The organism is Candidatus Hydrogenedens sp., assembly GCA_035378955.1.
Lineage (GTDB): Bacteria > Hydrogenedentota > Hydrogenedentia > Hydrogenedentales > Hydrogenedentaceae > Hydrogenedens.
On sequence record DAOSUS010000028.1, the window covers coordinates 3,230 to 29,462 of the forward strand.

The following is a 26,233-nucleotide window of genomic DNA, read 5'->3' on the forward strand; positions in this document are numbered from 1 at the left end:
TTATTATCTAAAATAATTTTTAATTGGAAACCTCATCGGTCGTTTTTTAAGGTAGTAGGAGTTTCATTCTTTATCATTTTTATTCTTCTACAATATCTGATGTATCAACAAAGCAAACCTTATACTCCCTGGGACGAATGCACAAATGCTTTGGCACAAGAGATAAGTGAAAAAGATGTAGTTATTTTGGGACCGGGAGATATTGCACCGATATTTTATTACCATTGGTGTTCAAGGTTAAAACATTCTGTGCCTATTGTGGCTGTTTCTGGTTCTTTATATTTAACTACTGACTTACTTATCTATCTTATAAAACACCTTCCGCCAGAAAGAAATATATGGGTCTTATTTAGAACCGAATTTGGGACAATGCCCCCTTTATTAAGAAAGGAATGGGAAAAACATCATCTTGTATATCACACAGTAAAAGAATTTCCTTCTTTTGAGGGTTTAATTTACTTTGGATTTTCAATTAAAGAAAACCTTGAGAATAAGACCACTCTGGATAATCCCAACACGAATTCATTACTTCCAGAAACAACGAAAGAACTTGCCCCGCACTTGAAGTCATGTCTGGAAACTAACCCTAACCCGTTAGACTTACCCATATTGTCCCGATATGATAATCCATTGGAAACACCAGAAAGAGGAACTTATATTCAATACACAATGGATTGGCTTTCCATAAATAGATACTGCTGGGCTCAAACCGTGTTAGAACCTATCTCAAATATCTCGCCCTGGGTTGAGTTTAGTTATGCACTATCTTGTTTAGATACCGACCCCATTAAAGCAGAGAAGATATTCCATAGAACTAAAAAAAGTAGTATTTTTTTCTACAATACAATGCATCCTATCTGGAATGCTATAAAAGTAAAAGACTACGGTACATTAGATAAGGAAACAAAAAAATTAATGGATTATGGATTGTGGATAGCACATTATTTTAATCACTTTGCAAAACATAAATTAGCAGGGTCTTCATGTATTTTACCGATGGGTAGTTTTCCCTACGACTGGGATGTAGAAATCGAACTTCAGAAAATTATTTTGAGAGAACCTCAACCAACAAACAATGATTTTATAGAAACAAGATACCAACAAATAATAGATATTATGAATTTCCAGATAGAACCCTAAAAATAAGTGTATTCTTCATCTACAAAAATTACAAAGAGTGCCATTTTAAAAAATAAGAAGCAAAAATATAAAAAATGGAAAGAATTGAGGAATCCTTACACCTTATAAGAAGATTGGGCTGATTTGTTTTTATCTTGATAAAAATTTTATAATAATACACCTCAAAAAAAGATTTAACTTTACACCTCTATCTTTTCCGCGGCTGTAAAAGAGAGCGTGTGTCTCGTTTTGTGTGAAGAAAAATTAAATTAAAGTAAGGAACAAACATAACCTATGGCAAGATACTTAGGTCCGAAACACAAGTTATGTCGGCGTTTGGGTTCCTGTATATGGGGAAGCCCAAAATGTCCGTCTAAAAAGCGTCCATTTAGACCGGGACAACATGGAAGAGACCCGAAAGGGAAGTTGTCCGTTTATGCTCGGCAATTGCTGGCGAAACAAAAAATTCGCATGCACTACGGTTTAATGGAACGGCAAATGTGGAAAACATTCCAGGAAGCTAAGCGTATTACAGGTGATACAGGTGTAAATCTGATGAGACTTCTGGAATGCAGGCTTGATACGGTAGTTTACCGTTTAGGCTTTGCACCGACTATTTCTTCAGCACGGCAACTCGTAACTCATTGTCATTTCCTGGTAGATGGTAAGAAAGTAAATATCCCATCTTTTACCGTAAAACCAGGAATGAAGATTACAGTGCGTGAGAAGAGCAGAAATATTCCGATGATAGCCGAAGGAGCAGAAAATCCTTATCAGGAAATCCCTCCTCATCTTTCTCGGGAAGCGAAATCCTTTGAAGGGCATGTCGTTTCCGTTCCGGCAGAAGAAAATCTTCCTTTCCTTGAAGATACTCCGGGCGTCATCGGGTTCTATTCGAGATAGTTTTTTCTGTATAATTGAATAATGCAAACGGGTCGAGTTTGGTTTCGACCCGTTTTTTTGTGAAAATTGAATACTTATGTAAAGGGTATTATAAATGAGTATAGAAATCATTGTGGGAGCAAATTGGGGCGACGAGGGAAAAGGTCGCATGGTGGATTATTTTGCCCAAGACGCTGATTTTGTTATCCGTTATCAAGGAGGAAATAATGCAGGGCATACTGTTATTAATGAATTTGGGGAATTTAAATTACATCTCATACCCTCTGGTGTTTTTAGTAAAAAGACCATTAATATATTAGGACCGGGCATGGTTCTTGACCTCCAAAGTCTGGTAGAGGAAATTGAGAGTTTTAAGAAACATGGAATAGACCCCAAAATATATATTTCGGAGCGTGCTGTTATATGTTTTCCCTACCATCGTTATGAAGATATATGGGAAGAAGAACGATTGGGTAAAAACGCGTATGGCTCTACACGAAGAGGTATTGCCCCTGTGTATGGAGACCGAACGATAAAAAAGGCTATTTTAATGGGCGACCTTTTTTATCCTGAATATTTAGAAAAGCGATTACGGCAAATTGTAGATTGGAAGTTGCAAATAGCCCAAGGCGTTTATGGGAAAGATAATCCTTTCACCTTTGAAGACATTTGGGAATGGACACAGAAATGGAGCAAGCCCTTATTACCTTATATAAAAAACACAAATGAAATATTAGAACAAGCTGTTAAGAAAGGCAAAAAGATACTTTTTGAAGCACAGTTAGGGACACTGAGAGACCTGTATTTTGGAATTTATCCTTATACAACTTCTTCCTGCACATTATCCACTTTTGCTCCTATTGGTAGTGGTCTCTTTGGCTATCCACCGGATAGGGTCATTGCTGTTGTAAAGGCTTTTTCAACCTGCGTCGGGGAAGGTCCTTTTGTAACCCTGATGGAGAAAGAAGAGGCAGACCAGTTACGCGAAATTGCTAAGGAATATGGAGCAGCAACAGGAAGACCGCGAACCATCGGTCATTTTGACGCGGTAGCAACAAAATATGGTGTAAAAGTACAGGGCGCTACCGAAATAGCCCTGACCAAATTAGACAGTCTCACAGGTAAAAAAATATTAAAGATTTGCACTCATTACAAGTTTGAAAATAAGATGTTTGATGATTTTCCAATCAATCCTATACTTGAAAAATCAGAGCCTGTTTATATTGAACTTCCGGGCTGGGATGAAGATATTTCTAAGGTGCGTCGGTTTGAAGACCTTCCCCAAAACGCCCAAAATTATGTATTAGAAATAGAAAAACGGGTTTCATGTCCCATTAAATATATTTCTGTAGGACCTGAACGCGAAGCCTTAATTGTGCGTTAATTCTATAAGAATAAATATCAAAATAAATCCCAATAGAATATTAGAAAGTTACTAATAAAAGCCTATTTTTGTATTTTGTATATCCGATTATCTTAAAAGATGGGATATAATAATATTCATTTGATATGAGTGTATCATTATTAAGATTTAAAGTTATAAGCCAGATTATTGAGCAGATAGAGAAATCTTCATGGGTGCAAATTGCAGGACCATGGGGTGTAGGGAAAAGTGTTATCCCATATCTTATTCATTCCGAACTTAACAAACCTCTTTTAGTTATTGCTTCGGATAATCATGGTGCGGAAGAAATATATGAAGATTTCATAACATTTACTTCAGAAGAAGATTGTGCCTTCTTTCCTCCCTGGGAAACATTGCCCACAGATTTTATTGACCCGGCAGAGGATATTGTTTCTGAACGCCTTCATTTGTTAACCCGAATTATCTCCGGAAAACAAGTACCGAAAATTATCGTCACATCTATCCGCTCGTTATTACAAGTAGTTCCAACACGAGAAGCACTAGAAAAACAAAGGTTACAATTAAATAAAGAACAAGAATACAATCTTGAAGACTTAACTACCTTACTTATTAATTCGGGTTACCAACGCGAAGCGAGTGTGTCTCAACATGGTGAATTTAGTCGGAGAGGGGGAATATTAGATATATTTCCGTATGCTCGAGAATTGCCCGTTCGCCTGGAATTTTTTGGTGATATTATTGAATCTATACGGGAGTTTGACCCGGAAACGCAAAAAAGTATTGCCCCTCTGGAATATGTAGATGTTATCTTAAAAACAGAAAAAGACCTGATTATTAAAAATAGTTCTTTGCAGCAAAAAAATTACCTGTTGGATTATTTATCGAGGGATACTCTAATTATTTGGGAAGAACCATTAAATATATTTAAAGAGAGTCGTAAAATTGAATCTGAATTTGGAGAGAATTTATACACCTTTACACAAGATGAAATTGCAGGCAAGTTTCGTGAATTAAAAAATATAGAAATAGCGTCTTTATCCTTACCCGAACGGTCTGCACCCCGTATTATTATCCCCATGGATTCCCTTCAAATCTGGACAAAAAATTTGAATGAATTCTGGGAGCAATTAAAGCAATGGGACATTGAACAATATCATGTGCGAATTCTTTGTAATACGCACTCAGAGCAATTACGCATGCATGAATTAATCTCAAAACAGGGGTATCGTCTTGATAAAGATTCTTTTGACCTGAAAATCGAAATGGGTAGAATTCGTCCCGGTTGTATTTATTCCGATGAAAAGTTTGTCTTATTAAGTGAAAAGGAACTATTTGGAAGGAAATTTGTTCGACGGAGAGGGCGATTTTTCCGTAAAGGAAGTCGTATCTATTCGTTAAGTGATTTAAAACCGGGGGACTATGTTGTTCATGAAATTCATGGAATAGGCAAATTCACGGGGCTTTATCGTTTAGAAAACAAATCCAGCGATTACCTTGCCGTTGTATATCGTGATGGAGATATGTTGTATATCCCTGTTACGCAATTAGACCAGATACGGAAATACATAGCCGGGGAAGATGTAACTCCTAACCTTGATAAAATAGGAGGAAAAACATGGAGCAAGACGAAAGATAAGGTACGGGAGTCTGTCAAACAATTTGCAGAGGAATTACTTAAATTATATGCCAAACGACATCATTGTAAGGGTTTCGCTTTTTCGCCAGATACGCCCTGGCAAAGGCAGATGGAAGAAGCCTTTGATTATGATGAGACACCTGACCAATATCAGGCCATTGAGGAAACCAAACGGGATATGGAAACTCCTCAACCTATGGACCGTTTGATTTGCGGAGATGTTGGCTTTGGGAAAACTGAGGTTGCAATAAGAGCAAGTTTCAAGGCAGTAATGGACGGTAAACAAGTTGCAGTTCTGGCTCCAACAACAGTACTCGTTCATCAGCATTGGCATACTTTTCAGGAACGCATGGCAGGATTCCCTATCCGTATTGAATCATTAAGCCGATTACGTACGACAAAAGAAATAAAGCAGGTTCTGGAAGGATTAATTACAGGGGAAGTGGATATCGTTATTGGCACACATCGTTTACTTTCAAAAGATGTCCAATTTAAAGATTTGGGTTTGCTTATAATTGACGAGGAACAGCGTTTTGGTGTAAGACATAAGGAACAGTTAAAAAAACTTCGGGAACATGTAGATACACTTACTTTAACAGCGACACCGATACCACGAACACTACAGTTTTGTTTATCAGGCATTCGCGATATGAGTGTTATTAACACGGCACCCAATGACCGACTACCCATTCACACCTGCATCGCTAATTATTCTCCGGAAATTATAAAAGAAGCCATTGAACGGGAATTGCGACGGGAAGGACAGGTTTATTATCTCCATAATCGTGTGCAAACTATTGAATATACGGCCATGAAAATACAACAATTAGTTCCGAATGCGCGAATAGGTATTGGGCATGGGCAGATGTCAAAAAATGAATTAGAAAAGGTAATGACTGCTTTTATTAATCGGGAAATTGATGTGTTGGTATGCACCACCATCATTGCCTCCGGGATAGATATTCCAAATGTAAACACAATTATTGTAGACCGTGCAGACCGATTTGGTTTAAGTGAACTTTATCAAATACGAGGTAGGGTTGGAAGATATAAACATCGTGCCTTTGCATACTTATTAATCCCTTCCGATAGGGCTCTTACTAAAGATGCTCAGGAACGACTAAAAGCCATTCAGGATTTTTCTACATTAGGTTCGGGTTTGCAGGTTGCATTAAAAGATTTAGAAATACGGGGCGCAGGCGATTTATTGGGACCGGAACAAAGCGGTCATATAAACGCTGTCGGTTTTGATACCTATCGTGAATTGATTGAGGAAGCCATTGCAGAAATGAAAGGGCAACCTCTTATTCGTAAAAAATTACCTCCGTTTGAAACTACTATTCAGGCGCGTATTTTGGATGACTATATCTCCAATTCCCTTGAAAAGATGCAATGGTATCAACGAATTTCCACGGCACAAACACCCGAAGAATGTGAAGACTTGATAGAGGAACTCAAAGATAGATACGGACCGATACCCATGCCCGTTGAAAATTTAGTCAAAATTATGAAATCACGCGTATTGGCTGTAGATTTGGGAGTGAAAAAATTAGTCTTAAATAAAAACTTTTTATATATTCAGTTTGATACCTATCATCCTGTTTCTACTTTACGAAAAAAATACGCATTTGAAATTTTTGGAAAAGAGATAGAAATGGGATTAGAAGAATATCCTTATTTAGAATGTTCCATTGATGATACCCCAGAAAAATATTTAAACCTTTTAATAACCTATTTAGAAAAACTTCATGATGAAGGTGTGTAAACATAGATGAATAGAACCATGAGAAATGGGAATGAAGAAAATGCCATAAATAATATAGAAATTAGTCGTAAATAAGAAACACAGGGAAAGATTTTTTATCTTTCCCTGTGTTCTTTCCAATAACTTAATACATAAAGAGCATATCTCAAAGGATATTTAGATATGTATCTTAAATGTCAAAATACAACATAAATTCATAGGGATGGGGTCTTAAATTAACGGCTTCAACTTCACGAACACGCTTGTATTCTATCCATGTTTTCAAGACATCTTCAGTAAATACATCTCCTTTGGTAAGGAATTCATGGTCTTTAGATAACGCATTCAGGGCTTCGGCAAGACTTCCGGGAACTTGCGGGATAAGTGCTTTTTCTTCAGGAGGAAGGTCATACAAGTCTTTATCCATAGGCTCACCGGGGTCAATTTTATTCTGAATACCATCCAGACCTGCCATTAAAAGAGCCGCAAATGCCATGTAGGGGTTGCAGGATGGGTCGGGCACACGAAATTCAATCCGCTTCGCTTTGGGACTGGGCGAATACATAGGAATACGACAGCAAGCACTCCGATTACGAGCAGAGTAAGCAATATTTACAGGTGCTTCATATCCAGGAACTAATCGTTTGTAACTATTCGTTGTCGGATTTGTAATAGCGACAAGTGCATGGGCATGTTTTAACAGACCGCCAATAAACCAGATTGCCTCTTGACTTAATCCAGCGTATTTATTTCCTGCAAAAATAGGTTTTCCGCCTTTCCATAATGAAATATGACAATGCATACCGGAGCCATTATCACTAAATAAAGGTTTTGGCATGAAGGTTACAGTCTTACCATTTTTCTTAGCCACATTTTTAATAATGTATTTATAAAGAGTTAATTGGTCTGCCATCTGTGTCAGGGGAGCATAACGCATATCAATTTTAGCCTGGCCACCTGTAGCAACTTCATGATGATGACATTCCACATTAATCCCACAATCTAACATTAATTTAACCATCTCACTGCGGATATTATATGTTTCATCTGAAGGCGGTATCGGGAAATACCCTTCTTTATAACGAAGTTTATAACCTAAATTTGGTTTTTCATCCCTACCACTATTCCATATACCCTCATTACTATCAATAAAATAATATCCACTATTGGGTGTCTGGTCAAAACGAATATCATCGAAAATAAAGAATTCTGCCTCAGGTCCTATATAGCATGTATCTGCAAGACCTGTGGATAGCAGGTAATTTTCTGCTTTTTGGGCAATATTTCGTGGGTCACGGGTATAACGCTCTTTTGTAATGGGGTCTAAAATATTGCAATATAACACTAATGTAGGAATATTTGAAAATGGGTCAACAAATGCTGTGCGTGGGTCGGGTAATACAAGCATATCGCTTTCATGGATACTTTGCCAGCCCCGAATACTTGAACCATCAAATCCTATCCCGGATTCAAACACTTCCTCATTTATTTCGGATACAGGGAAAGTAAAATGTTGTTGCAATCCAGGAAAGTCCATGAAACGAAGGTCAACAAAGACTATATTTTTTTCTTTAATCATTTTTAATACATCTTTGGGGGTTAAATCTTTATACATAATTTTTCTCCTTAGTATTGTTTTTTTATTGTTAAGAGACGACTATATCTCCTGTTTCGCCTGTTCTTATTCTAATGGCTTCCTCTACCGGCATAATAAAAATTTTCCCATCTCCGATACGACCTGTGGAAGCCGATTTTAATATCGCTTTTACTACTGTTTCTACCATTTCATCTACAACCACCACCTCAATCTTAATTTTAGGAAGGAATTCTACAACATATTCTGCACCACGATATAATTCTTTATGACCATGTTGTCTGCCAAAACCTTTGACTTCGGACACAGTCAAACCTTTGCACCCAATTTCTGCAAGTGCTTCTTTTACTTCTTCTAACTTAAATGGTTTGATGATTGCTTCGATTTTTTTCATCTATCAATACCTCATTTTATTAAATCTATAGTTCAGGTAAAATATGAACCCTATTATAACAAATTAAAATCTTTTATTTATTGTTTCTTATAAAGCAATATAAATGCCAAGGTTCGTTAAATACGCCATTTTTACAAAAAATACCAACAAATATGCGTTTTTTACTTCTATTTATAGAGTTAGAAACAAATTTTAGAATAAACAATATACATAAATGTATTATCTATAATTCTTAAAATACATAAATGTAAGATTTTTTTGTGAAGGATATTTAATTATTAGGAAAATAGCGAAAAATATATTTGACATTCAAATAAAAAAAGTGATAGATTATATATTGATATTATAATGTGATATTTTTTTTATATATAAGTGATATTCATTAATTAATTTTTTGTATTACCTGCCTATTGATTTCTCGTTTTGAATAATGTAGGAGGTTTTGACTTATTTGACTTATTTAAGGAGGAGATTTTTATGCCGACTTATACTTATGAATGTGTAAAATGCGGTCATCGTTTTGATTATTTTCATTCGATTACAGCAAATCCTAAAGTTGTATGTGAAAAATGTAAAGGGAAATGTGAGCGTTTGATTGGTAATGGAGCAGGGATAATCTTCAAAGGAAGTGGTTTTTACGAGACGGATTATAAGAAAAAAGGTAGCAATGGCAACGGTTCTCACAAAACAAGTACAAGCACAAGTTCCAATAATGGAAATGGAAAAACTTCAACAGAGACTAAAACAAGCAATAAGGAAACTACTTCAACATCAAAAACTTCATAACAAAATAATGCCCACATAGTAATAATTTTTGGTGCATTCTTTTTAGAATGCACCAAAAATTGTTTTATAATTACATTTTCTAATTTCTGAAACTATTTAAAGGGAAAAGACTATGACCAACGAAGAAGTAAAACAATTAGCTGACCAATATCTTATAAACACTTATGGTTCTCGGAATCTTACCTTAGTGCGGGGTAAAGGGACCCATGTATGGGATGCAGACGGTAAAGAGTATATCGATTTGTTTTCAGGAATTGCCGTTTGTAATTTAGGACATTGTCATCCTGCGGTTACGCAAACTATTACTGAACAAGCAAACAAATTGTTGCATGTGTCCAATTTATACAACATAGAACCGCAAGTTTTATTAGCGAAAAAGTTAAGTGAATGTTGTTTTGCTAAAAAATGGTTCTTTTGTAATGGTGGAGCAGAAGCCAATGAAGCAGGGATAAAAATTGTGCGGCGTTACTGGACTATTAAGGGAATGTATAAACCTCATATTATTACTGCAGAACAGTCTTTTCATGGTCGAACTTTAGCTACCATTACAGCGACGGGACAGCCTAAATATCATAAAGGATTTGAACCCATGATGCCAGGATTTAGTTATGTCCCTTATAATGACCCTTCTGCATTGGAAAAGGCTATCACGAAAGAAACCGGTGCTGTATTATTAGAACCTATTCAAGGTGAAGGGGGTATTCGGCTCCCTTCTCCCAACTACTTAAAAGAAGTCCGTGAGATTTGTAATCAACACAATATTTTGTTGATTTTTGACGAGGTTCAAACGGGATTAGGCAGAACAGGATATTTATTTGCCCATCAGGGATATGGTGTAGAACCGGACATTATCACTTTAGCCAAAGGACTGGCAAATGGGGTGCCTATTGGTGCAATGGGTTGTACAGAAGAGGTAGCACAAGGTTTTAGCCCCGGCTCTCATGCGTGCACTTTTGGGGGTAATCCTTTAAGCACAGCAACCGCCTTAACGGTTATGAATGAACTAACCCAACCCGGATTTCTGGATAAAGTTCAAAAATTAGGGAATTACTTTATCGATGAACTTCAAGAACTTGCGAAATCCCATAGCAAAATCAAAGAGGTTCGTGGACGAGGGTTAATGATTGGGATGGAATTTGATGAACCCGTATCTCCTCTTATAAGTCAATTATTATCACAAGGTATAATATGTGGTTCTGCAGGACCTAATGTGTTGAGGTTTCTGCCCCCATTAATTATAGAAAAAGATGAATTAACAGTAGCATTAAAAGCACTACAAAAAGCATTAGGAGTTCTGGGATGGTAAAAGACTTTCTTTCCTTTCTCGATTTCTCTACCGAAGAAATTCACAAGATATTAAATCTTGCCCATGAATTAAAAATCTTGCAGAAGAAGGGTCTCCCCCATCGTTGGTTACGGAGCAAAACACAAGCCATGATTTTTGAGAAACCCAGTTTACGGACAAAACTTACTTTTCAGATTGGTATGTTTCATTTAGGTGGCGAAACCATTGTAATGGATATGCGATTGGGAGAACGAGAATCAGTTCCTGATGTTGCTAAAAATTTAGAGCGTTGGGTAGATTTAATTGTAGCGAGAACTTTTAGCCATGACGATTTAGTATGTCTTGCTCAAAATGCACATATTCCGGTAATAAATGCTTTAAGCGATTTATTACATCCCTGTCAAATTATGGCAGATATTATGACCTTACAGGAGCATTTTAAGGAAAGGATAAAAGATTTATTGGTCGTATTTGTGGGTGATGGGAATAATGTGTTCCATTCCTGGGCAGAATCTTTAATTCATTTCCCGATACAACTTCGACTGGTTTGTCCGGAAGGTTATTCGGGGGATGCCCATCTTTTAAGCAAAATAAAAGAGAAAGTAGGTAACCGTTTAATTATTACACATAGTATTTATGAAGGTGTCAAAGATGCTGATGTTATCTATACAGATGTTTGGGCAAGTATGGGACAGGAAAGTGAGCAAGAGAAACGCTCTAAAATTTTTGCTCCCTATCAAGTTAATGAGAAACTTATGTCTCTTGCAAAACCTGGTGCTAAGTTTATGCATTGTCTTCCTGCTCATAGAGGGATGGAGGTAACTTCAGAGGTTATTGATAGTCCCCAATCTTTAGTCTACGACCAGGCAGAAAATCGTTTGCATGTTCAAAAAGCGATTATGGTTACATTGTTAGGATATAATCCCCATTAATAATATAATAAGGAGTTAATAATATGGAAAAACAACCTAAACGAATTGTCCTCGCATATTCAGGAGGTCTGGATACTTCGGTTATTTTACGATGGCTCATGGAAACATTTAACGCAGAAGTAATTGCTTATATTGCGGATATTGGACAGGGTGAAGAATTAGAATTGGCGAGAAAGAAAGCATTAGCCACCGGTGCTGTGGATGCCGTGGTAAAGGATTTAAAGCGTGAATTTGTTCAGGATTTCGTTTTCAAAGCGATGCGTGCAAATGCCATTTATGAAGGATGTTATTTATTAGGCACAAGTATTGCCCGTCCCATCATTGCTAAAGGACAGGTGGAGGTATATCGGGAAAAGAAAGCCGATGCTGTGGCACATGGTGCTACAGGAAAAGGAAACGACCAGGTTCGATTTGAATTAACCTGCATGGCATTTGAACCATCTATTCAGATAATCGCTCCGTGGAGGGACCCTCGCTGGACATTAAATAGCAGAGAAAAAATGATTGCTTATGCAGAAAAACATGGTATCCCTGTTCCTGTGTCTAAAAGTAAACCTTATTCTTCAGATCGTAATTTACTCCATATTTCTTTTGAAGGTGGAATTTTGGAAGACCCCTGGATGGAACCGCCTGAAGATATGTTCGTATTAACCACAGACCCAACAAAGGCACCTGATAGTCCGGAATATGTTGAAATTGATTTTGTTCAGGGCTATCCTAAAGCGGTAAACGGGAAGGAAATGGAACCTGAAAATCTACTGGCTTATTTAAATAAACTTGGCGGTAAACACGGCATAGGGCGTGTGGATATGGTAGAAAATCGTTTTGTAGGAATGAAATCAAGAGGCGTTTATGAAACACCCGGCGGAACCCTCTTATATTCGGCACATCGTGCTGTTGAATCTATAACTATGGACCGTGAAGTCATGCTCCTGCGTGACCAATTATCTCCTAAAATAGCCCAACTTATTTATAATGGCTTCTGGTTCTCTCCTGAAATGGAAGCACTGAATAAATTCGTAGATGAAAGCCAAAAAAATGTTACAGGTACTGCTCGACTTAAATTATACAAGGGCTCATGTATCGTGGTAGGAAGAAAAGCCGAAAAGACTTTATACGACCCACAAATTAGCACCTTTGAAAAAGATGCCGGAGCCTATAATCAAGCCGATGCAACAGGATTTATTCGCCTTAATGCCCTACGGTTGCGGGTTCGAAATAAAGCCGGTTTCTTTGAAGAAAAATAATTTCCTTAAAGGGGATTATCTATGTTGAACGATGAGGTAAAGGATTTTATCAAATCGGAAAAGATTATAGCGGTTATTCGCGCCGACTTAAAGCAAGAACTTTTTTTTAAGGCTGTGCATGCTCTATTTGAAGGAGGAATTCGCTGCATTGAGATTACGATGACCACCCCGGGAGCATTAACAATTATTGAAAGTTTAAAGAAAGAGTGGAAAGGAAAGGATATTATTATCGGCACGGGGACTGTTCTTGATGCGACAACCTGTCGTTTAGCCATTCTTGCAGGAACCGATTTTATTGTCACGCCGACATTATTACCCGAGGTAATTAGCACAGCAAAAAACTACGGCGTCGCAAGTATGTGCGGGGGATTTACACCTACGGAATTATTACAGGCATGGCAAACCGGTGCTGATTTTGTTAAACTTTTCCCTGCAAGTGTAGGAGGGCCTGAATACATCAAGGCGGTTTTGGGACCGCTTCCCCATTTGCCTATTGTTCCTACCGGAGGAATTCATCATGAAAATGCTCGAAAATTTTTAGAGGCAGGAGCCGTGGCTTTAGGTGTTGGAGGAAACCTGGCAAATAAGAAATTACTCGCAAGTGAAAATTATAAACTTATAACCGAAACAGCACAGTTATACAAATCTGCCATTTCGTAAATTATACTATTTATAAAAATTGCTTCTTTTTTCTATCTATTTGTAGTATAGTAATATATAAAAGTAAGGGTAAAGTTATTACAAAAAATATTTGTTATAATTATGTTATAAATTAGATTTGTAATTAACCCATGAAGAACAAACTATATTTATTCCTTTTAATTCCTATCATTCTTTTTCATACCCTTTATATTCTTATCGTTACTATTTACGATTATCGAATCTTTCAAAATAGAGCAGAGGATTTATTGGTAAAACAAGGAGAAACTTTATCTGAATTAACTATATCTCATTTGATAAATAAGGATTTTACATCCCTAAAAGAAATTTATAGGACTTGTAAAAAAAGTAATACAACAAGTGGTCTGTTTATTTTCTCAAAAGATGAAATTATAACAAAAGAATTTTCTGAATTTTTATTAGAGGAAACGGAAGTTAGTAATTTACCTCGGGAAGGTTTTTATTATGGTAAGGGGAAAATTTGGTATTCAATACCTTTAAGAACTAATTCTCAAAATTTTGGAATTCTCTATTTATATATTTCATCAAATTCCCTATATTCTATTTTATGGAATAAAATTCTTCTAACTACCATACTTTCCTTGTTGTCATTAACGGGCATTTTTATACTCCTGCGAATGGTTTTATCCCTTCTAATAGGACCTATAGAACAAATAGTAAAAAATCTTGATTTGGTACTAACAACGCGGAATTTTTCTATCAGGAATAATTTACGCCCAGAAAGTGAAATAGGGCAATTAGGTCTCCATATTGACATACTTCTTGATGAAATAGATAGGAAATTAACGGAATTAAGTTCCGTTCAGAATAGCCTTCAAAACCAGGTGTTAATCCAACAAATGGACCTCGAGAAGGAAATTCTGAAGCGAAAAGAGGCGGAGGATTTCTTACATAAGGAGGAACTTCGTTATGAGGAATTGGTGCAGAATGTAAATAGCATTATCCTGCGTATGGCTCCTGATGGCACGATTATTTTTATTAACCGTTTTGCAGAACAATTTTTTATGTATGAACCCGGGGAATTGATTGGTAAGAATGTTGTGGGGACTATTGTTCCTTTCACGGATTCCAACCAAAAAAATTTATTAGAAATGATTTTAGACATTGGCAAAAATCCGGATAAATATATCAATAATGAGAATGAAAACATAAAAAAGAATGGGGAACGGGTATGGATTTCATGGTCGAATAAAGCGTTATATGATGAAGAAGGAAATATTACAGAAATATTATGCGTTGGAAATGACCTGACGGAACACCGTCGTATGGAACAGGAGATAACCCGGGCAAAAGAGATACTGGAACAGAAGAATAAAGAACTTTTAGAAGCAATTGAACAAACCAACCGATTGGCTATGAAAGCAGAAATAGCTAGCAAATACAAATCCTCCTTCCTTGCAAATATGAGTCATGAAATTCGCACACCTTTGAATGGAATTATCGGTGCTTTACATTTAATTAAGGAAACTATCCAGGAAGAAAAGAGTCTCCAATTCATTAACATGGCTTTATCGAATGCAGAGTCTTTGCTATCACTACTAAACGATTTATTGGATTTATCAAAGATAGAAGCAGGAAATGTTTCTGTCCAAAACAAGGTTTTCTATCCCCGACAGGTTGTTGAAGATGTTATCCAGATGTTCTGGCAACGTGCTCATGATAAAAATCTGGAATTGGGTTGTCTTCTTTCTCGAGATATTCCATTACAGGTTATTGGCGATTCCGATAAAGTAAAACAGGTATTGATTAATCTTGTTGGTAACGCTATTAAATTTACAGAAAAAGGGGAAATTTGTATAGAGGTACAAGTCGTAAAACAGAATATAGATAACGCCATACTTCGTTTTGAAGTGACAGATACAGGGATTGGAATCCCGGATACAGAAATAGACCGAATTTTTGAAGCATTCGGACAGGCAAATCGCCCTGAGGGGAAAAAGTATGAAGGAACAGGTTTAGGATTAACTATAAGTAAACAGCTGGTAGAACTCATGAAAGGGGAAATAGGGGTAGAAAAAGGAACTGATGGGAAAACTGTATTCTGGTTCGAAATTAAATTTTCATTATTAAAGGATAATGGAGAATTCGTTCCGATTCAAAAAGTATTATATTTAATCACAAATAATAGGAGTTTGATTAAAACCATAGAAGAATATGTTCTATCGTGGGGTATTCGGCTTGTTGTATTCAAGTCTGGAGAAGAATTTTTAAATAATTTTAAAAGGGAAAAAGATAAAAAAGAAATTGTTGTCCTGCTGGATATAAAGATTTATTATGATAATCCTGATATTTTACCTATGATTTCTCAATATAATTTACCTGTAATTTTGCTTTACCCTGAAAAGGTATCGCCATCAAAGGAAATAGATATAAAATTTAAAATCCCTTACCCAACAGATAAAAATGAATTTGCCTATATCCTCACAGTAATTGCAAATGAATTTCAAGATATAAAAGAAGAGGGAATACCGTCCCCTATTCATCCCGATGAAATTCGCATTTTGTTAGCAGAAGACAATCATATAAACCAAATGGTGATAAAGGAATTTTTAACCCGAAGAGGGTATCAAGTAGAAATAGCACAATCCGGTAGAGAAGTTTTAGAAAAAATACAAAAAGAGCGGTATCATTTAATCCTCATGGACGTAGAAATGCCTGATATGGATGGTATCCAGACAACCAAAAAAATAAGGGAGATAGAGTCAAAAAATGGAGGACATATTCCTATTATTGCTCTGACGGCTTATGCTTTTGAAGATAAGAAAAATTATTGTTTAGAGATTGGGATGGATGATTATCTAACAAAACCGATACATCCCGAAAAACTTATAAAAACCGTTGCAAAAATACTGGCTCAAAGTGATGTAAATATTCCTCCTTCTAAAGATTCAAATTCCCCTATTCCCAATTCCTCTATTTTTGATGAAACAGCGGTTTTAAATCGCGTTGATAATGACCGCAGTTTGCTTCTGTCTTTAATAAAAATATTTTTTGAGAACATTCCGATGTATTTACAGCAAGCCCGCACACAACTTGAAAATAGAGATTTTGAAGGTTTCCATAAAACAATACATACGATAAAAGGTTCTACAAGTAATTTGGGAGCAGTAAAAGTTGTCCCCATTGCAAAGGAAATAGAGGAAGCAGTTATGGACACAACACATATAGATATTGATTATATGGAGAATCGATTTGAAGAATTAATTGGGGCATTGGAAGAATTTATGGAATTTTTAGAAGAGCGATATCCGGATATAGAACCTTCTATTTAAGGATACTTCCCCGTCGGGAACTTAAGCGTATTCCCTGCAACATCATTTGAAGTTCTTCGGGATTGTCAGACATATCCATAGCCATATCTAAGGTAATGAGGGATTCTTTAACTAACTGGGCAAGGCTATCATTAAAGGTTTGCATTCCTTCTTCTTTCCCTTGCTGAAGAACTGTATCCATTTGAGTCATACGATTTTCTTTTATTAATTTTCGGACAATGGGTGTATTAAATAAAATTTCACATGCGGGAACCCGCCCGCGTCCATCAGCACGGGGAATTAATCGCATACACATAATTGCTTTGAGATTTAATGATAACTGTGAACGAACCTGGTCATGTTGATTGGTAGGGAAAAAGTCAATGATTCTATCCATCGTTTGCATTACATTTGTTGTATGCAAAGTACTAAATACAAGGTGTCCCGTTTCGGCAGCACTTACCGCCGCCATAAAAGTTTCATGGTCACGCATTTCCCCTATCACAATCACATCCGGGTCTTGTCTCATAACAGTTCGTAAAGCGGAATTAAAATCATGTGTATCAATAGAAATTTCCCGTTGATTAATCACTGCCTTTTTATCCACATGAATAAATTCTATCGGGTCTTCAATTGTAATAATATGACAAGGCCGCGTTTGATTAATATATTCTACAATCGCTGCAAGGGTAGTTGATTTTCCGCTACCTGTAGTTCCTGCGATTAGAATCAAGCCTCTTTGTAATTCGACAAATCGAACAATCTGTGGAGGAAGATGCAATTCTTCAAAAGTCTGAATGCGTGTTTTAATTTTTCGCATTACACAGGAAACAGTTCCCCGTTGGCGAAAAATACTTACACGGAATCGGCCTACCCCTTTTTCGTAAAAAGCAAAATCTAAATCACCGCGTTGAGAAAAAACACGCATTTGTTCATCGTTGAGCATAATATTCAAAATCTGGGACATGGTTTCTGGATATATAGGTTCTTCACCTATTGGGGCTAATTCACCGTTTACCCTGAAATAAGGAGGACTTCCCGTTTTGAGATGGATATCCGACGCATCTTTTTGTATAGCGCGTTGTAAAAGTTTTATAAACTCGTTCCGAATAGGTGATGTGCTCATATAAATCCTTCTTTATCTATTTGGAGTTTTTTTCAAAAAATTGACGAAGCCATGGGGGTTTCGGGTCTAAAGTTGGTTTTTCATCTTTTTTAGGTGTTGTTTCTTTTGCTTTTTTCAACTCCTCTTTAGAAAATAGTTCTCCACCATTTTCGGGTTTCTTTTCTTCCTTGGGGATTACTCTTTCTGCTTCTTTTTGCTCTTTTATCTGGGGAATATCTTCTTTTTTAATGGAGGGGATTGTAGGGGAAATCTGCTGTTCTTTTGTAATATTTGTAATTGCGGATGGAATAAACTCACTTGATTTTTGGTCTTCCGGAAAACCAGCAGCAATAACTGTAACACAAATATCTTCTCTCTCCCCTTCACTGACCATGGCACCAAAAATTACATTGGCTTCAGGTCCTAACATTTCTCTCAACTTATCACCTGCACGAATAACTTCACCCATTTTCATATCAGAACCGCCATGGATATTTAATATAGCACCTTTGGCCCCAAGAACACTTTTTGTATCTAACAAGTTACATTCGATAGCACGAATTATCGCTTCTTCCGGTCTTTTTTCACCACGGGCGAAACCAATACCCAGATGGGCTTTACCGCTATTCTGCAGAATTGTGCGGACATCTGCGAAATCAATATTTATAAGTTGTGGAATCTTGATAAGGTCGGTTATTGCTCGTATCCCATTATGTAAGACCTCATCTACTTTCAGAAATGCCTCTTTTACTGTTAAGTCTTTTAAGGTTGCTACGCGGTCATTGGGAATAGTAATCAAAGCATCAACATGTTCTTTCAATTTTTCTATCCCTTCATACGCATTGCGTTTCCTTACAGGACCTTCAAACTCGAAAGGCAAAGTAACAACGGCTATGGTAAGGGCTCCTAATTTTTTTGCAATTTCAGCTACGATAGGTACCGCACCTGTTCCTGTTCCTCCACCCATTCCCGAAGTCAAAAAAATCATTTGAGATCCTTCCAGGGCTTCGCGAATTCGTTCTCGGTCTTCTTCTGCGGCATAAGAACCTAATTCGGGAATAGAACCTGCTCCCCATCCTCCTGTAATACCTTTACCTATTTGCAATTTACATGCCGCTGAGGACTTCGATAATGCTTGAGCATCTGTATTTATAACAATAAAATCTACTCCGCCCATTTTCTGTTCTATCATTCGTTCAATAGCATTTCCACCGCCACCTCCTACACCACAAACTTTAATAACAATGTCATTACCTGGAAATTCCTCTTTTCCAGACATTACTCCAGAAAAACCCACGACAGAACCCGGGCTACTTCCCTTCGGGGTATTTTTATTATCGGGCTCTTTTTCAAAATCATCGGAATCGAGTAATGTAAATCGCTGTGTCATAAACTTATCCTCCAAGGGTGCGTCCCATGTGTATATTTTAAGTGTTTCGTTATTTTAATTTCTCCTATTTATAAATAATATCATCATTAAATCGCATATCTATATATTCATTGCATTGAACTCGAGTTATATCCACTTTATTTAAGGCTATGGAAAAATTCTGAACCTGCCGTTTTAAGTTTTCTCTTTTCCATCTTGTTTCGCAAGGAATTTCATCAAAATATACTTTCAAATTTTCATTGGAATCAATTACAATCTCAGATATTTTAACATCTTTGTTTTTAGGCACCTGATTATACTCATACCAGAACTCCAATGCAGCCCAGAGTCCTTCATCATTTATATAAGCACCGGGTTCAAAGACATTCCGTCGAGATACGCCTGTTATTAAGGGTCCTCTTGCTTCTTTAATATTTGATATTCTTTTCAATATTTTACCTGTGTGTGAAATAAGGAACATCTGGTCATCAACAAAAAGAGTAGCGTAAGGGGGTAATTCCTGAACATGAATTATAATCTTATTCCCCTCATAATCCTTTTCTACGGAACAATCTTCGATAAAAGGAATTCGTTGTAATTTGTTTTTTATTTCATCGGTTTTTAAACGAACCATTCCTTTTCCCAAAAACATATCCACATGGACTCTAATCTCTGCCTCGGAAAATATTTTTAACCCATCAATCTGAATTTCCTTTATTTTATATCTCGGGTCATCCATAAGCACCCAGATAAAAAACGCAAACATTAGGAATATAGTCAGTGCAGATATTATCTTGCCGATTTTACATAACCTACTCACAACAGTTGTTGTTTTTTTTATAAAAGTATTCTTTTTTTTGTAGCGACTGCCTGCAACAGGAGAAGTTATTAAATGAACCTTAGCCATTCATACTACCTCCTGTATTTTTTTAAGGAGCGGTTCTGCAATTTTATTTATATTTCCTGCACCCAGGATAAGCACCACATCCCCTGATTTTAATTGTTTTACCAAGAAATCGGGAACTTCATACATATCACGAACAAGGAATACATGATTGGCTCCCTGCTCTTTAGCCGAATCTACAATCAAATCCGATGTTACACCATTGATAGGAGTTTCACGAGAAGCGTAAATATCTGTAATAACTGCCATATCGGCTTTTGATAAAACTTTTGCGAAATCTTCCGCAAAGAATTTTGTGCGACTATATAAATGTGGTTGAAAAACGACAATCCGTCGTTGGGGTTTTATCCACTGAAGAGCCTCCATAGTGCTGGCTATTTCCGTGGGATGATGAGCATAATCTTCAACAACAGCTATACCTTTTTCTTCTCCACAAAGTTGGAGTCTTCTTTTTACACCACTAAATTGCTGTAGCCCATCCGAAATTAATCCAAAACGCAACCCCAAACAAATACCCACAGCGCAAGCCCCTAAAGCATTACGAATATTATGAATACCTAATGTATGGATAGTCAATTCCCCCAATCTTCCCTTAACGCCTAATCGTTCATCCTGACTTATTACAGTAAATTTTGTTTTAATTCCAGCAAGAACATCGCGAATGGAATCTTTTTTTTCAGGGACTTCTATCTTAACATCCATTCCTCTCAGGGAACAATGCTCTTCTAACCCATAAGTTATACATACACTTTCAATCTCTGGAACAATGGATTTTATATTCGGGTCATCGCCACAAAGTATCGAATAGCCATAGAAAGGAACATCATTGCAAAAATCTATAAAGGCTTTTTTTATACGGTCTAATGTTCCATAATATTCCAGATGTTCTGCATCAATACTCGTAACTACGGCTATAGTCGGATGTAATCTCAAAAAAGAGCCGTCATGTTCATCTGCCTCTGCTACCAGATAATTCCCCGTTCCCCAACGAGCATTGGTTCCACTACGGTGTAATATTCCACCCACAATACTTGTAGCCCCGATGTTGGCATACTCTAAAAATGAGGCTATCATGGATGTAGTTGTAGTTTTACCATGCGTTCCACCTACTGCAATAGCATTGGGTTTCAGACGAATCAGGTCGGCAAGTAAGTCGCTACGATGAATTACAGGGATACCTAATTTCTTGGCTGTAATTATTTCAACATTATCATCTGAAACTGCGGCAGAACGAACAACTATGCCCACATTATTTATATGCTCAGGGGCGTGTCCTTCATAAAACTTTAATCCATAACTTATTAACCGTTCCACAATTTCAGAAGATTTTAAATCAGAACCAGAAACTTCATATCCGAGATTGAGCAGAATTTCAGCAAGACCGCTCATCCCGATGCCACCGACACCAATAAAATGTATTTTTCGTTTAACGCCATTCATTTTTAATATCCTAAAAATACTATATATAGAATACTATATATAGTATAAAAAAACAAGTTTCTTAGTCAATATTAATTAAAAAATTATAAATGCAAAAAAAATTCAGTATTCTTTCTTATGGATAATTTATATGTCTGTTGTATAAGGAATAATTTCCCATTCTCATAAATTATGTTGCTCTAAATTCTACAGGGATTGCATTACAATCTAATGTTTAATTTATTCACCTACAGAACATAGACAACAGATTTATTTTTTCTTTTCAAATTGTAGGGGCACAGCATGCTGTGTATTAATTCATTGCAAGGTTCTTGTAAAAAAATCCAAGAGGGCACAAAGGAATTTTTACTCAGAGGGAAACGAAACATGTTTCGCCCCTACATTGTGAACTTTTTGCAAAGTCTTTGTGTCCTCTGTGGTAAAAGAATTAACCACTCAAATATACCGGTAGATAGGATGCTTTCGCTGATACAAGGGTAATGATTTTTAAATGTGTAGAGACGAAAAATTTTTTGTCTCTACAATATAATTCCTTTTTAAAGGGTGTGAAATTAAATAACGAGGCGAGGATACTTAATCTATTTTATTGTGAATGTTTAACAAATTTTCGTCATTTGTTTTTGTTCGTGTCTATTCTCTAATTCGTGGTTATAATTTTTTTACCAATTAAATTCATTAGACAAAGAAGGAAAGTAGATTATGTTATGAGATATTTACTTTTTTTCTTCATTCTTATTCTTGGTTTGCTCTATAGTATCATGAAGAATCCAAAAGACATTGTGTTATTTAAGTATTGTTTTTGTTCAGGTTATTTATATGCATTGAGATTCTTTGATTAAAGGTAAATAGGGAATTTATGCATCTTGTGCTATTGTGTATTCCGGTATTACCCGTTCTTCAGGATATGCTTCCAGCCCCATTTCACTTTTATCAAGACCTATGTATTCTTCATTAGCGTCAACCCGTAGACCTAATATCGCACGAATAGTTAACCATGCAATAGTAGCAACACATAGAACAAAAGCACCAACAGATATAATACCTATGAATTGAACAAGTAAAGATTTGTAACCTCCTCCGTAAAATAATCCTTTCTCCACATCAAATAATCCAACGGATAAAGTTCCCCAGATACCATTAACTAAATGGACAGAAATCGCACCTACGGGGTCATCTATTTTTATACGGTCAAAGAACAAAACACTTTCGACAACAATAAAACCTGCAACAATACCAATGATAACACTTCCAAAAACACTTACACCGTCACATGGGGCTGTAATAGCCACCAGACCCGCTAAAGACCCGTTTATTATCATGGTTAAATCGGGTTTGCCTAATCGAACCCATGCATATAGACAAGAAGCGATTATTCCCGTACTTGCCGCCATTGCCGTTGTTAATGCTACATGGGCAATTTTAAGAGGATTCGCTTCCATTGTGCTACCGGGATTGAAGCCAAACCATCCTAACCATAAAATTAACGCTCCCAATGTCGCTAATGCCAGATTATGTCCGGGAATTGGGGAAATCTCACCTTTTTTTCCATACTTCCCTAAACGAGGACCCAATAACCAAGCTCCTACTAAAGCCGACCATCCACCAATAGAATGAACTACAGTAGAACCTGCAAAGTCCTTAAATCCGACATCCATAAAAGAACTAAGCCAACCACCGCCCCAAATCCAATGACCTGCAATGGGATAAATCACTCCAGAAATTACTACAGAAAACAAAAGAAATGCAGAAAAACGAATTCTTTCCGCTACGGCACCTGAAACAATAGTCGCAGCCGTCCCGCAAAAAACAACCTGGAAGAAAAACTTGGCTTCTAAGGGAACTCCTGTCCAATTTAAAGATTTATATACACCTTGATAGAAATCTCCCATAGTAGGGCTGTTATCTGCACCCAGCAGAAAAAAGCCAGATAGTCCAATAAAGGGATTTCCATCACCAAACATCAATGCAAAGCCAACTGCCCAAAAGCATACTAAAGTAATTCCAAAAACCACAAAATTTTTGGTGAGAATATTTACAGCATTTTTAGCCCTGCAAAATCCCGCTTCTACACAGGCAAACCCGGCATTCATCCAGAATACAAGAAAAGCCGTAATAAGAACCCAGAGTGTATCCAAAATTACCTTTTGTGAGATAACACCTTCTCCTCCATCTTCAGCATAACTCAGGCAAGGTAAAAGTGAAAGGATTAATAATAAACCCAAAAGGAACTTCATTTTCTTTTCCATTAGTCAACTCCTTAATTACAATAATTTTTAAATTAATAAATTAAATACAATTGGGTTGAAAATGGAATAACAATTTTCATGCCGAACACGAAAATAATTTTATATCTCATTGGAAAACAATAATTTATATAATATAAGAAATAATTTTGAAAAAAATATTGGATTTTAATATTACATTTATGTATTATTTTTTTGTATAATACAACTTTTTGGTGGATTTCATTAGAAGAACAATGTTTAGAGGGTTATTGAATGTTGGGGGCTTCCGTTTCTTCTAAAAGTTTTCTTGCAGATTCTATCTGGGCATGGGCACCGACAAGGACAAGCACATCATTTGCTTGTAGAACAAAATCTCCGGGTGGACTGGGTGTAGGATTTCCGGCTCGAACTATAGCAATAACAGAACAACCCGTTCTCTTTCTTAATTCTATCTCTGCAAGTGTTTTCCCAATGGCGAAACTCTTCTCACCCAAATAATATGTTTGCGTAGTAGTCCGTTCCAAAATTTTTATCATCTCTTCAATTCCTGCACGCGAACTGGCTTTTCCTCGTAACATAGCATAACCATCTACACGCACAGCGATAGTTTCTGCCTCAACGATATTATCGGGGACACCACATCGTTTTAAGATATGTGCAATCACTTCGATAGAGGTCTCAAAGTCTTCTGGAATGACCTGTTTTGCTCCCAATTTTTTCAAAGGTTCAATTTCATGAACGAACCGTGTTTTCACCAAGATATAAAGATGGGGGTATCTTGAAGCAATTTGTCCTACAATCTTTCGGCAAGCCATAGGGTCGTTCAATGCAATAACAACTGCCTGAGCAGTATCTAAATCAGCTTGATTCAAAATAGTTCTTTGTATCGCATCCCCAATAATTAATTTGTTAGGAGAAAGTTCTTTGGCTTTTCGAGCTAATTCTTTGTTCATCTCTATGACGACAAAAGGAATCCCTGTAGATTTCAAGACTTTGGACAGATTTTCTCCTGTTAAGCCAAATCCAATAATGACCACATGAGGGCCTATATGCTCTTGCTTATCTTCCTCTTCCTTTTCTGATGAAAGCCATTGTGTTAAAAGACGATTTAAGGGTTCAATATACAACAGGAAGAAACTCCCAAGAATCATTGTAATTGTAGTAATAGCTGTTACTCCATCTAAAATATCCGATGAGATATAATCTCCTTTAGAGAATTCGCGACAAATAATAAAACCGAATTCACTAAGAGGTAATAATTGAACAGCCACAAGGATTGAGAGACGTGATGGAATTCCTGCTATTTTTAGTGCTACTCCGTTTAATAAAAATCGGACAATTAATATGCCTATTACAAGGATTAAAAACATTGAGAAATGCGTAATAACCCATTCCAGAGGGAAAGCCATTCCTAAAGAAATAAAGAATAGTGCATAAATAACATCTTGAAAAGGTTGCACTTCCGCAACTAATTGATGACGCTCATCCGATTGTCCCACTAAAAGCCCAGCAATGCATGCCCCTAATCCAGCAGACCAACCTAAATAATGAGCCACTAACGCTCCTAAAATAGCGCAAAATAATGCAAAGAGAGTAAGTAAATCCAGTCCTCCACGATATGCTATATAAGACACGACACGGGGAATAACATTCCTGCCGGGTATAATACTTATAAGTATAAGAGAGCCTATTACCAGACCAAGTATTTTTCCTGTTATTCCACCTTGAGATGAAGAATCTGAAGATAAAAATGAAATCAATACAAGGAAAGCAAGGGTTGCGATATCCTGAAAGATTAACAGTGTAGTTGTTAGCAAACCGTATGCAGTTTCTACCTCCCCACGGTCTTGAAGGTATCGAATTACCACCGCTGTGCTACTAAGACATAGGATAAAACTCAAAACAATTATTTTTAATCCTACACCTAATTCCGTAAGCCCATAAAGAAACAGGGCAAAAACGACGAACGGAATGGCGATTTGTAAACCACCCGCTTTCAATAAGGTTCCTGCAGATTTCAAAAATAAAGAGTGGCTTAATTCGAGACCAATAATAAATAATAGAAGCACGGCACCCCAATCAATGAAATAAGGAACCCATATTTTTGAAAACAATCCTAATCCTGAGGGTCCTAATATCACCCCTGCAAGTATAAAGCCGATAATGGAAGGAAACCGAATAGCACGGAATAACAGGGCGATAAGCAACGCAGTGCCAAAAAGAATACCCAAATATATGAGAATAGATACATCCATAAATTTAACTTATAATAC

General features: G+C 36.7%; 18 protein-coding genes. 10 read left to right on the forward strand and 8 right to left on the reverse strand.

The genetic code is table 11. The features are described from left to right. From PLA12_07495 to mfd, 4 genes are all read left to right on the forward strand, one after another. The coding region (locus PLA12_07495) for a hypothetical protein (GenBank protein ID HOQ32340.1) at window positions 1-1,140 on the forward strand (1,140 nt) is incomplete at its 5' end. A gap of 273 nt (window positions 1,141-1,413) precedes the next feature. Then, the gene (rpsD, locus tag PLA12_07500) at window positions 1,414-2,022 is read left to right on the forward strand and encodes a 30S ribosomal protein S4 (protein HOQ32341.1); all 609 of its coding nucleotides are present in this window, start codon (window positions 1,414-1,416) and stop codon (window positions 2,020-2,022) included. A 94-nt stretch (window positions 2,023-2,116) separates the two neighbouring features. Beyond that, complete coding sequence (locus PLA12_07505; protein HOQ32342.1) at window positions 2,117-3,385, forward strand: adenylosuccinate synthase; 1,269 nt, start codon at window positions 2,117-2,119, stop codon at window positions 3,383-3,385. A 125-nt stretch (window positions 3,386-3,510) separates the two neighbouring features. Then, window positions 3,511-6,768 carry a transcription-repair coupling factor gene (gene mfd, locus PLA12_07510; protein ID HOQ32343.1) on the forward strand — a complete coding sequence of 1,086 codons (3,258 nt, stop codon included), beginning with the start codon at window positions 3,511-3,513 and terminating at the stop codon, window positions 6,766-6,768. Window positions 6,769-6,937: 169 nt separating this feature from the next. On the opposite strand, the gene glnA is transcribed toward mfd, so the two are convergent. After that, entirely contained in the window at window positions 6,938-8,362 is a 1,425-nt protein-coding gene (gene glnA, locus PLA12_07515; protein ID HOQ32344.1) for a type I glutamate--ammonia ligase, read from the reverse strand. 31 nt (window positions 8,363-8,393) lie between these two features. Then, window positions 8,394-8,735, reverse strand: a complete 342-nt coding sequence (locus tag PLA12_07520; protein ID HOQ32345.1) for a P-II family nitrogen regulator — start codon at window positions 8,733-8,735, stop codon at window positions 8,394-8,396. 477 nt (window positions 8,736-9,212) lie between these two features. On the opposite strand from PLA12_07520, the gene PLA12_07525 reads away from it, so the two are divergent. The 6 genes from PLA12_07525 (at window position 9,213) to PLA12_07550 (ending at window position 16,938) form a co-directional block, all read left to right on the forward strand. Continuing rightward, window positions 9,213-9,521: a zinc ribbon domain-containing protein gene (locus tag PLA12_07525; protein ID HOQ32346.1), complete on the forward strand. Its 309-nt coding sequence runs from the start codon at window positions 9,213-9,215 to the stop codon at window positions 9,519-9,521. Window positions 9,522-9,633: 112 nt separating this feature from the next. Next, window positions 9,634-10,827, forward strand: coding sequence for an aspartate aminotransferase family protein (locus tag PLA12_07530; protein ID HOQ32347.1), 1,194 nt, complete (start codon window positions 9,634-9,636; stop codon window positions 10,825-10,827). Beyond that, window positions 10,821-11,738, forward strand: a complete 918-nt coding sequence (gene argF, locus PLA12_07535; protein HOQ32348.1) for an ornithine carbamoyltransferase — start codon at window positions 10,821-10,823, stop codon at window positions 11,736-11,738. The genes PLA12_07530 and argF overlap by 7 nt, the downstream gene beginning before the upstream one ends. A gap of 23 nt (window positions 11,739-11,761) precedes the next feature. After that, a complete protein-coding gene (locus tag PLA12_07540) occupies window positions 11,762-12,985 on the forward strand; it encodes an argininosuccinate synthase (GenBank protein ID HOQ32349.1) in 1,224 nt (407 codons plus the stop codon). Window positions 12,986-13,006: 21 nt separating this feature from the next. Next, on the forward strand, window positions 13,007-13,645 hold the full coding sequence (locus PLA12_07545) for a bifunctional 4-hydroxy-2-oxoglutarate aldolase/2-dehydro-3-deoxy-phosphogluconate aldolase (GenBank protein ID HOQ32350.1): 639 nt from the start codon (window positions 13,007-13,009) through the stop codon (window positions 13,643-13,645). A 131-nt stretch (window positions 13,646-13,776) separates the two neighbouring features. After that, the gene (locus PLA12_07550; protein ID HOQ32351.1) at window positions 13,777-16,938 is read left to right on the forward strand and encodes a response regulator; all 3,162 of its coding nucleotides are present in this window, start codon (window positions 13,777-13,779) and stop codon (window positions 16,936-16,938) included. On the opposite strand, the gene PLA12_07555 is transcribed toward PLA12_07550, so the two are convergent. From PLA12_07555 to PLA12_07580, 6 genes are all read right to left on the reverse strand, one after another. Next, window positions 16,931-18,043, reverse strand: a complete 1,113-nt coding sequence (locus tag PLA12_07555) for a type IV pilus twitching motility protein PilT (protein ID HOQ32352.1) — start codon at window positions 18,041-18,043, stop codon at window positions 16,931-16,933. The two genes, PLA12_07550 and PLA12_07555, sit on opposite strands and share 8 nt — an antisense overlap. A 16-nt stretch (window positions 18,044-18,059) precedes the next feature. Continuing rightward, complete coding sequence (gene ftsZ / locus PLA12_07560) at window positions 18,060-19,412, reverse strand: cell division protein FtsZ (GenBank protein HOQ32353.1); 1,353 nt, start codon at window positions 19,410-19,412, stop codon at window positions 18,060-18,062. Window positions 19,413-19,476: 64 nt separating this feature from the next. Continuing rightward, a complete protein-coding gene (locus PLA12_07565; protein HOQ32354.1) occupies window positions 19,477-20,298 on the reverse strand; it encodes an FtsQ-type POTRA domain-containing protein in 822 nt (273 codons plus the stop codon). Further along, window positions 20,299-21,735 carry a UDP-N-acetylmuramate--L-alanine ligase gene (gene murC, locus PLA12_07570; GenBank protein ID HOQ32355.1) on the reverse strand — a complete coding sequence of 479 codons (1,437 nt, stop codon included), beginning with the start codon at window positions 21,733-21,735 and terminating at the stop codon, window positions 20,299-20,301. It abuts the gene before it with no gap. A gap of 854 nt (window positions 21,736-22,589) precedes the next feature. Next, complete coding sequence (gene amt / locus PLA12_07575) at window positions 22,590-23,981, reverse strand: ammonium transporter (protein ID HOQ32356.1); 1,392 nt, start codon at window positions 23,979-23,981, stop codon at window positions 22,590-22,592. 245 nt (window positions 23,982-24,226) lie between these two features. Beyond that, entirely contained in the window at window positions 24,227-26,215 is a 1,989-nt protein-coding gene (locus tag PLA12_07580; protein HOQ32357.1) for a cation:proton antiporter, read from the reverse strand. Window positions 26,216-26,233: the final 18 nt, after the last annotated feature.

Coding starts and splice junctions, on each gene's coding strand:
- murC (HOQ32355.1), bottom strand. CDS start 21,735: ATGAATGGCGTTAAACGAAAAATACATTTTATTGGTGTCGGTGGCATC.
- PLA12_07545 (HOQ32350.1), top strand. CDS start 13,007: ATGTTGAACGATGAGGTAAAGGATTTTATCAAATCGGAAAAGATTATA.
- argF (HOQ32348.1), top strand. CDS start 10,821: ATGGTAAAAGACTTTCTTTCCTTTCTCGATTTCTCTACCGAAGAAATT.
- PLA12_07565 (HOQ32354.1), bottom strand. CDS start 20,298: ATGGCTAAGGTTCATTTAATAACTTCTCCTGTTGCAGGCAGTCGCTAC.
- PLA12_07580 (HOQ32357.1), bottom strand. CDS start 26,215: ATGGATGTATCTATTCTCATATATTTGGGTATTCTTTTTGGCACTGCG.
- PLA12_07550 (HOQ32351.1), top strand. CDS start 13,777: ATGAAGAACAAACTATATTTATTCCTTTTAATTCCTATCATTCTTTTT.
- amt (HOQ32356.1), bottom strand. CDS start 23,981: ATGGAAAAGAAAATGAAGTTCCTTTTGGGTTTATTATTAATCCTTTCA.
- ftsZ (HOQ32353.1), bottom strand. CDS start 19,412: ATGACACAGCGATTTACATTACTCGATTCCGATGATTTTGAAAAAGAG.
- mfd (HOQ32343.1), top strand. CDS start 3,511: ATGAGTGTATCATTATTAAGATTTAAAGTTATAAGCCAGATTATTGAG.
- rpsD (HOQ32341.1), top strand. CDS start 1,414: ATGGCAAGATACTTAGGTCCGAAACACAAGTTATGTCGGCGTTTGGGT.
- PLA12_07520 (HOQ32345.1), bottom strand. CDS start 8,735: ATGAAAAAAATCGAAGCAATCATCAAACCATTTAAGTTAGAAGAAGTA.
- PLA12_07525 (HOQ32346.1), top strand. CDS start 9,213: ATGCCGACTTATACTTATGAATGTGTAAAATGCGGTCATCGTTTTGAT.
- PLA12_07540 (HOQ32349.1), top strand. CDS start 11,762: ATGGAAAAACAACCTAAACGAATTGTCCTCGCATATTCAGGAGGTCTG.
- PLA12_07505 (HOQ32342.1), top strand. CDS start 2,117: ATGAGTATAGAAATCATTGTGGGAGCAAATTGGGGCGACGAGGGAAAA.
- glnA (HOQ32344.1), bottom strand. CDS start 8,362: ATGTATAAAGATTTAACCCCCAAAGATGTATTAAAAATGATTAAAGAA.
- PLA12_07555 (HOQ32352.1), bottom strand. CDS start 18,043: ATGAGCACATCACCTATTCGGAACGAGTTTATAAAACTTTTACAACGC.
- PLA12_07530 (HOQ32347.1), top strand. CDS start 9,634: ATGACCAACGAAGAAGTAAAACAATTAGCTGACCAATATCTTATAAAC.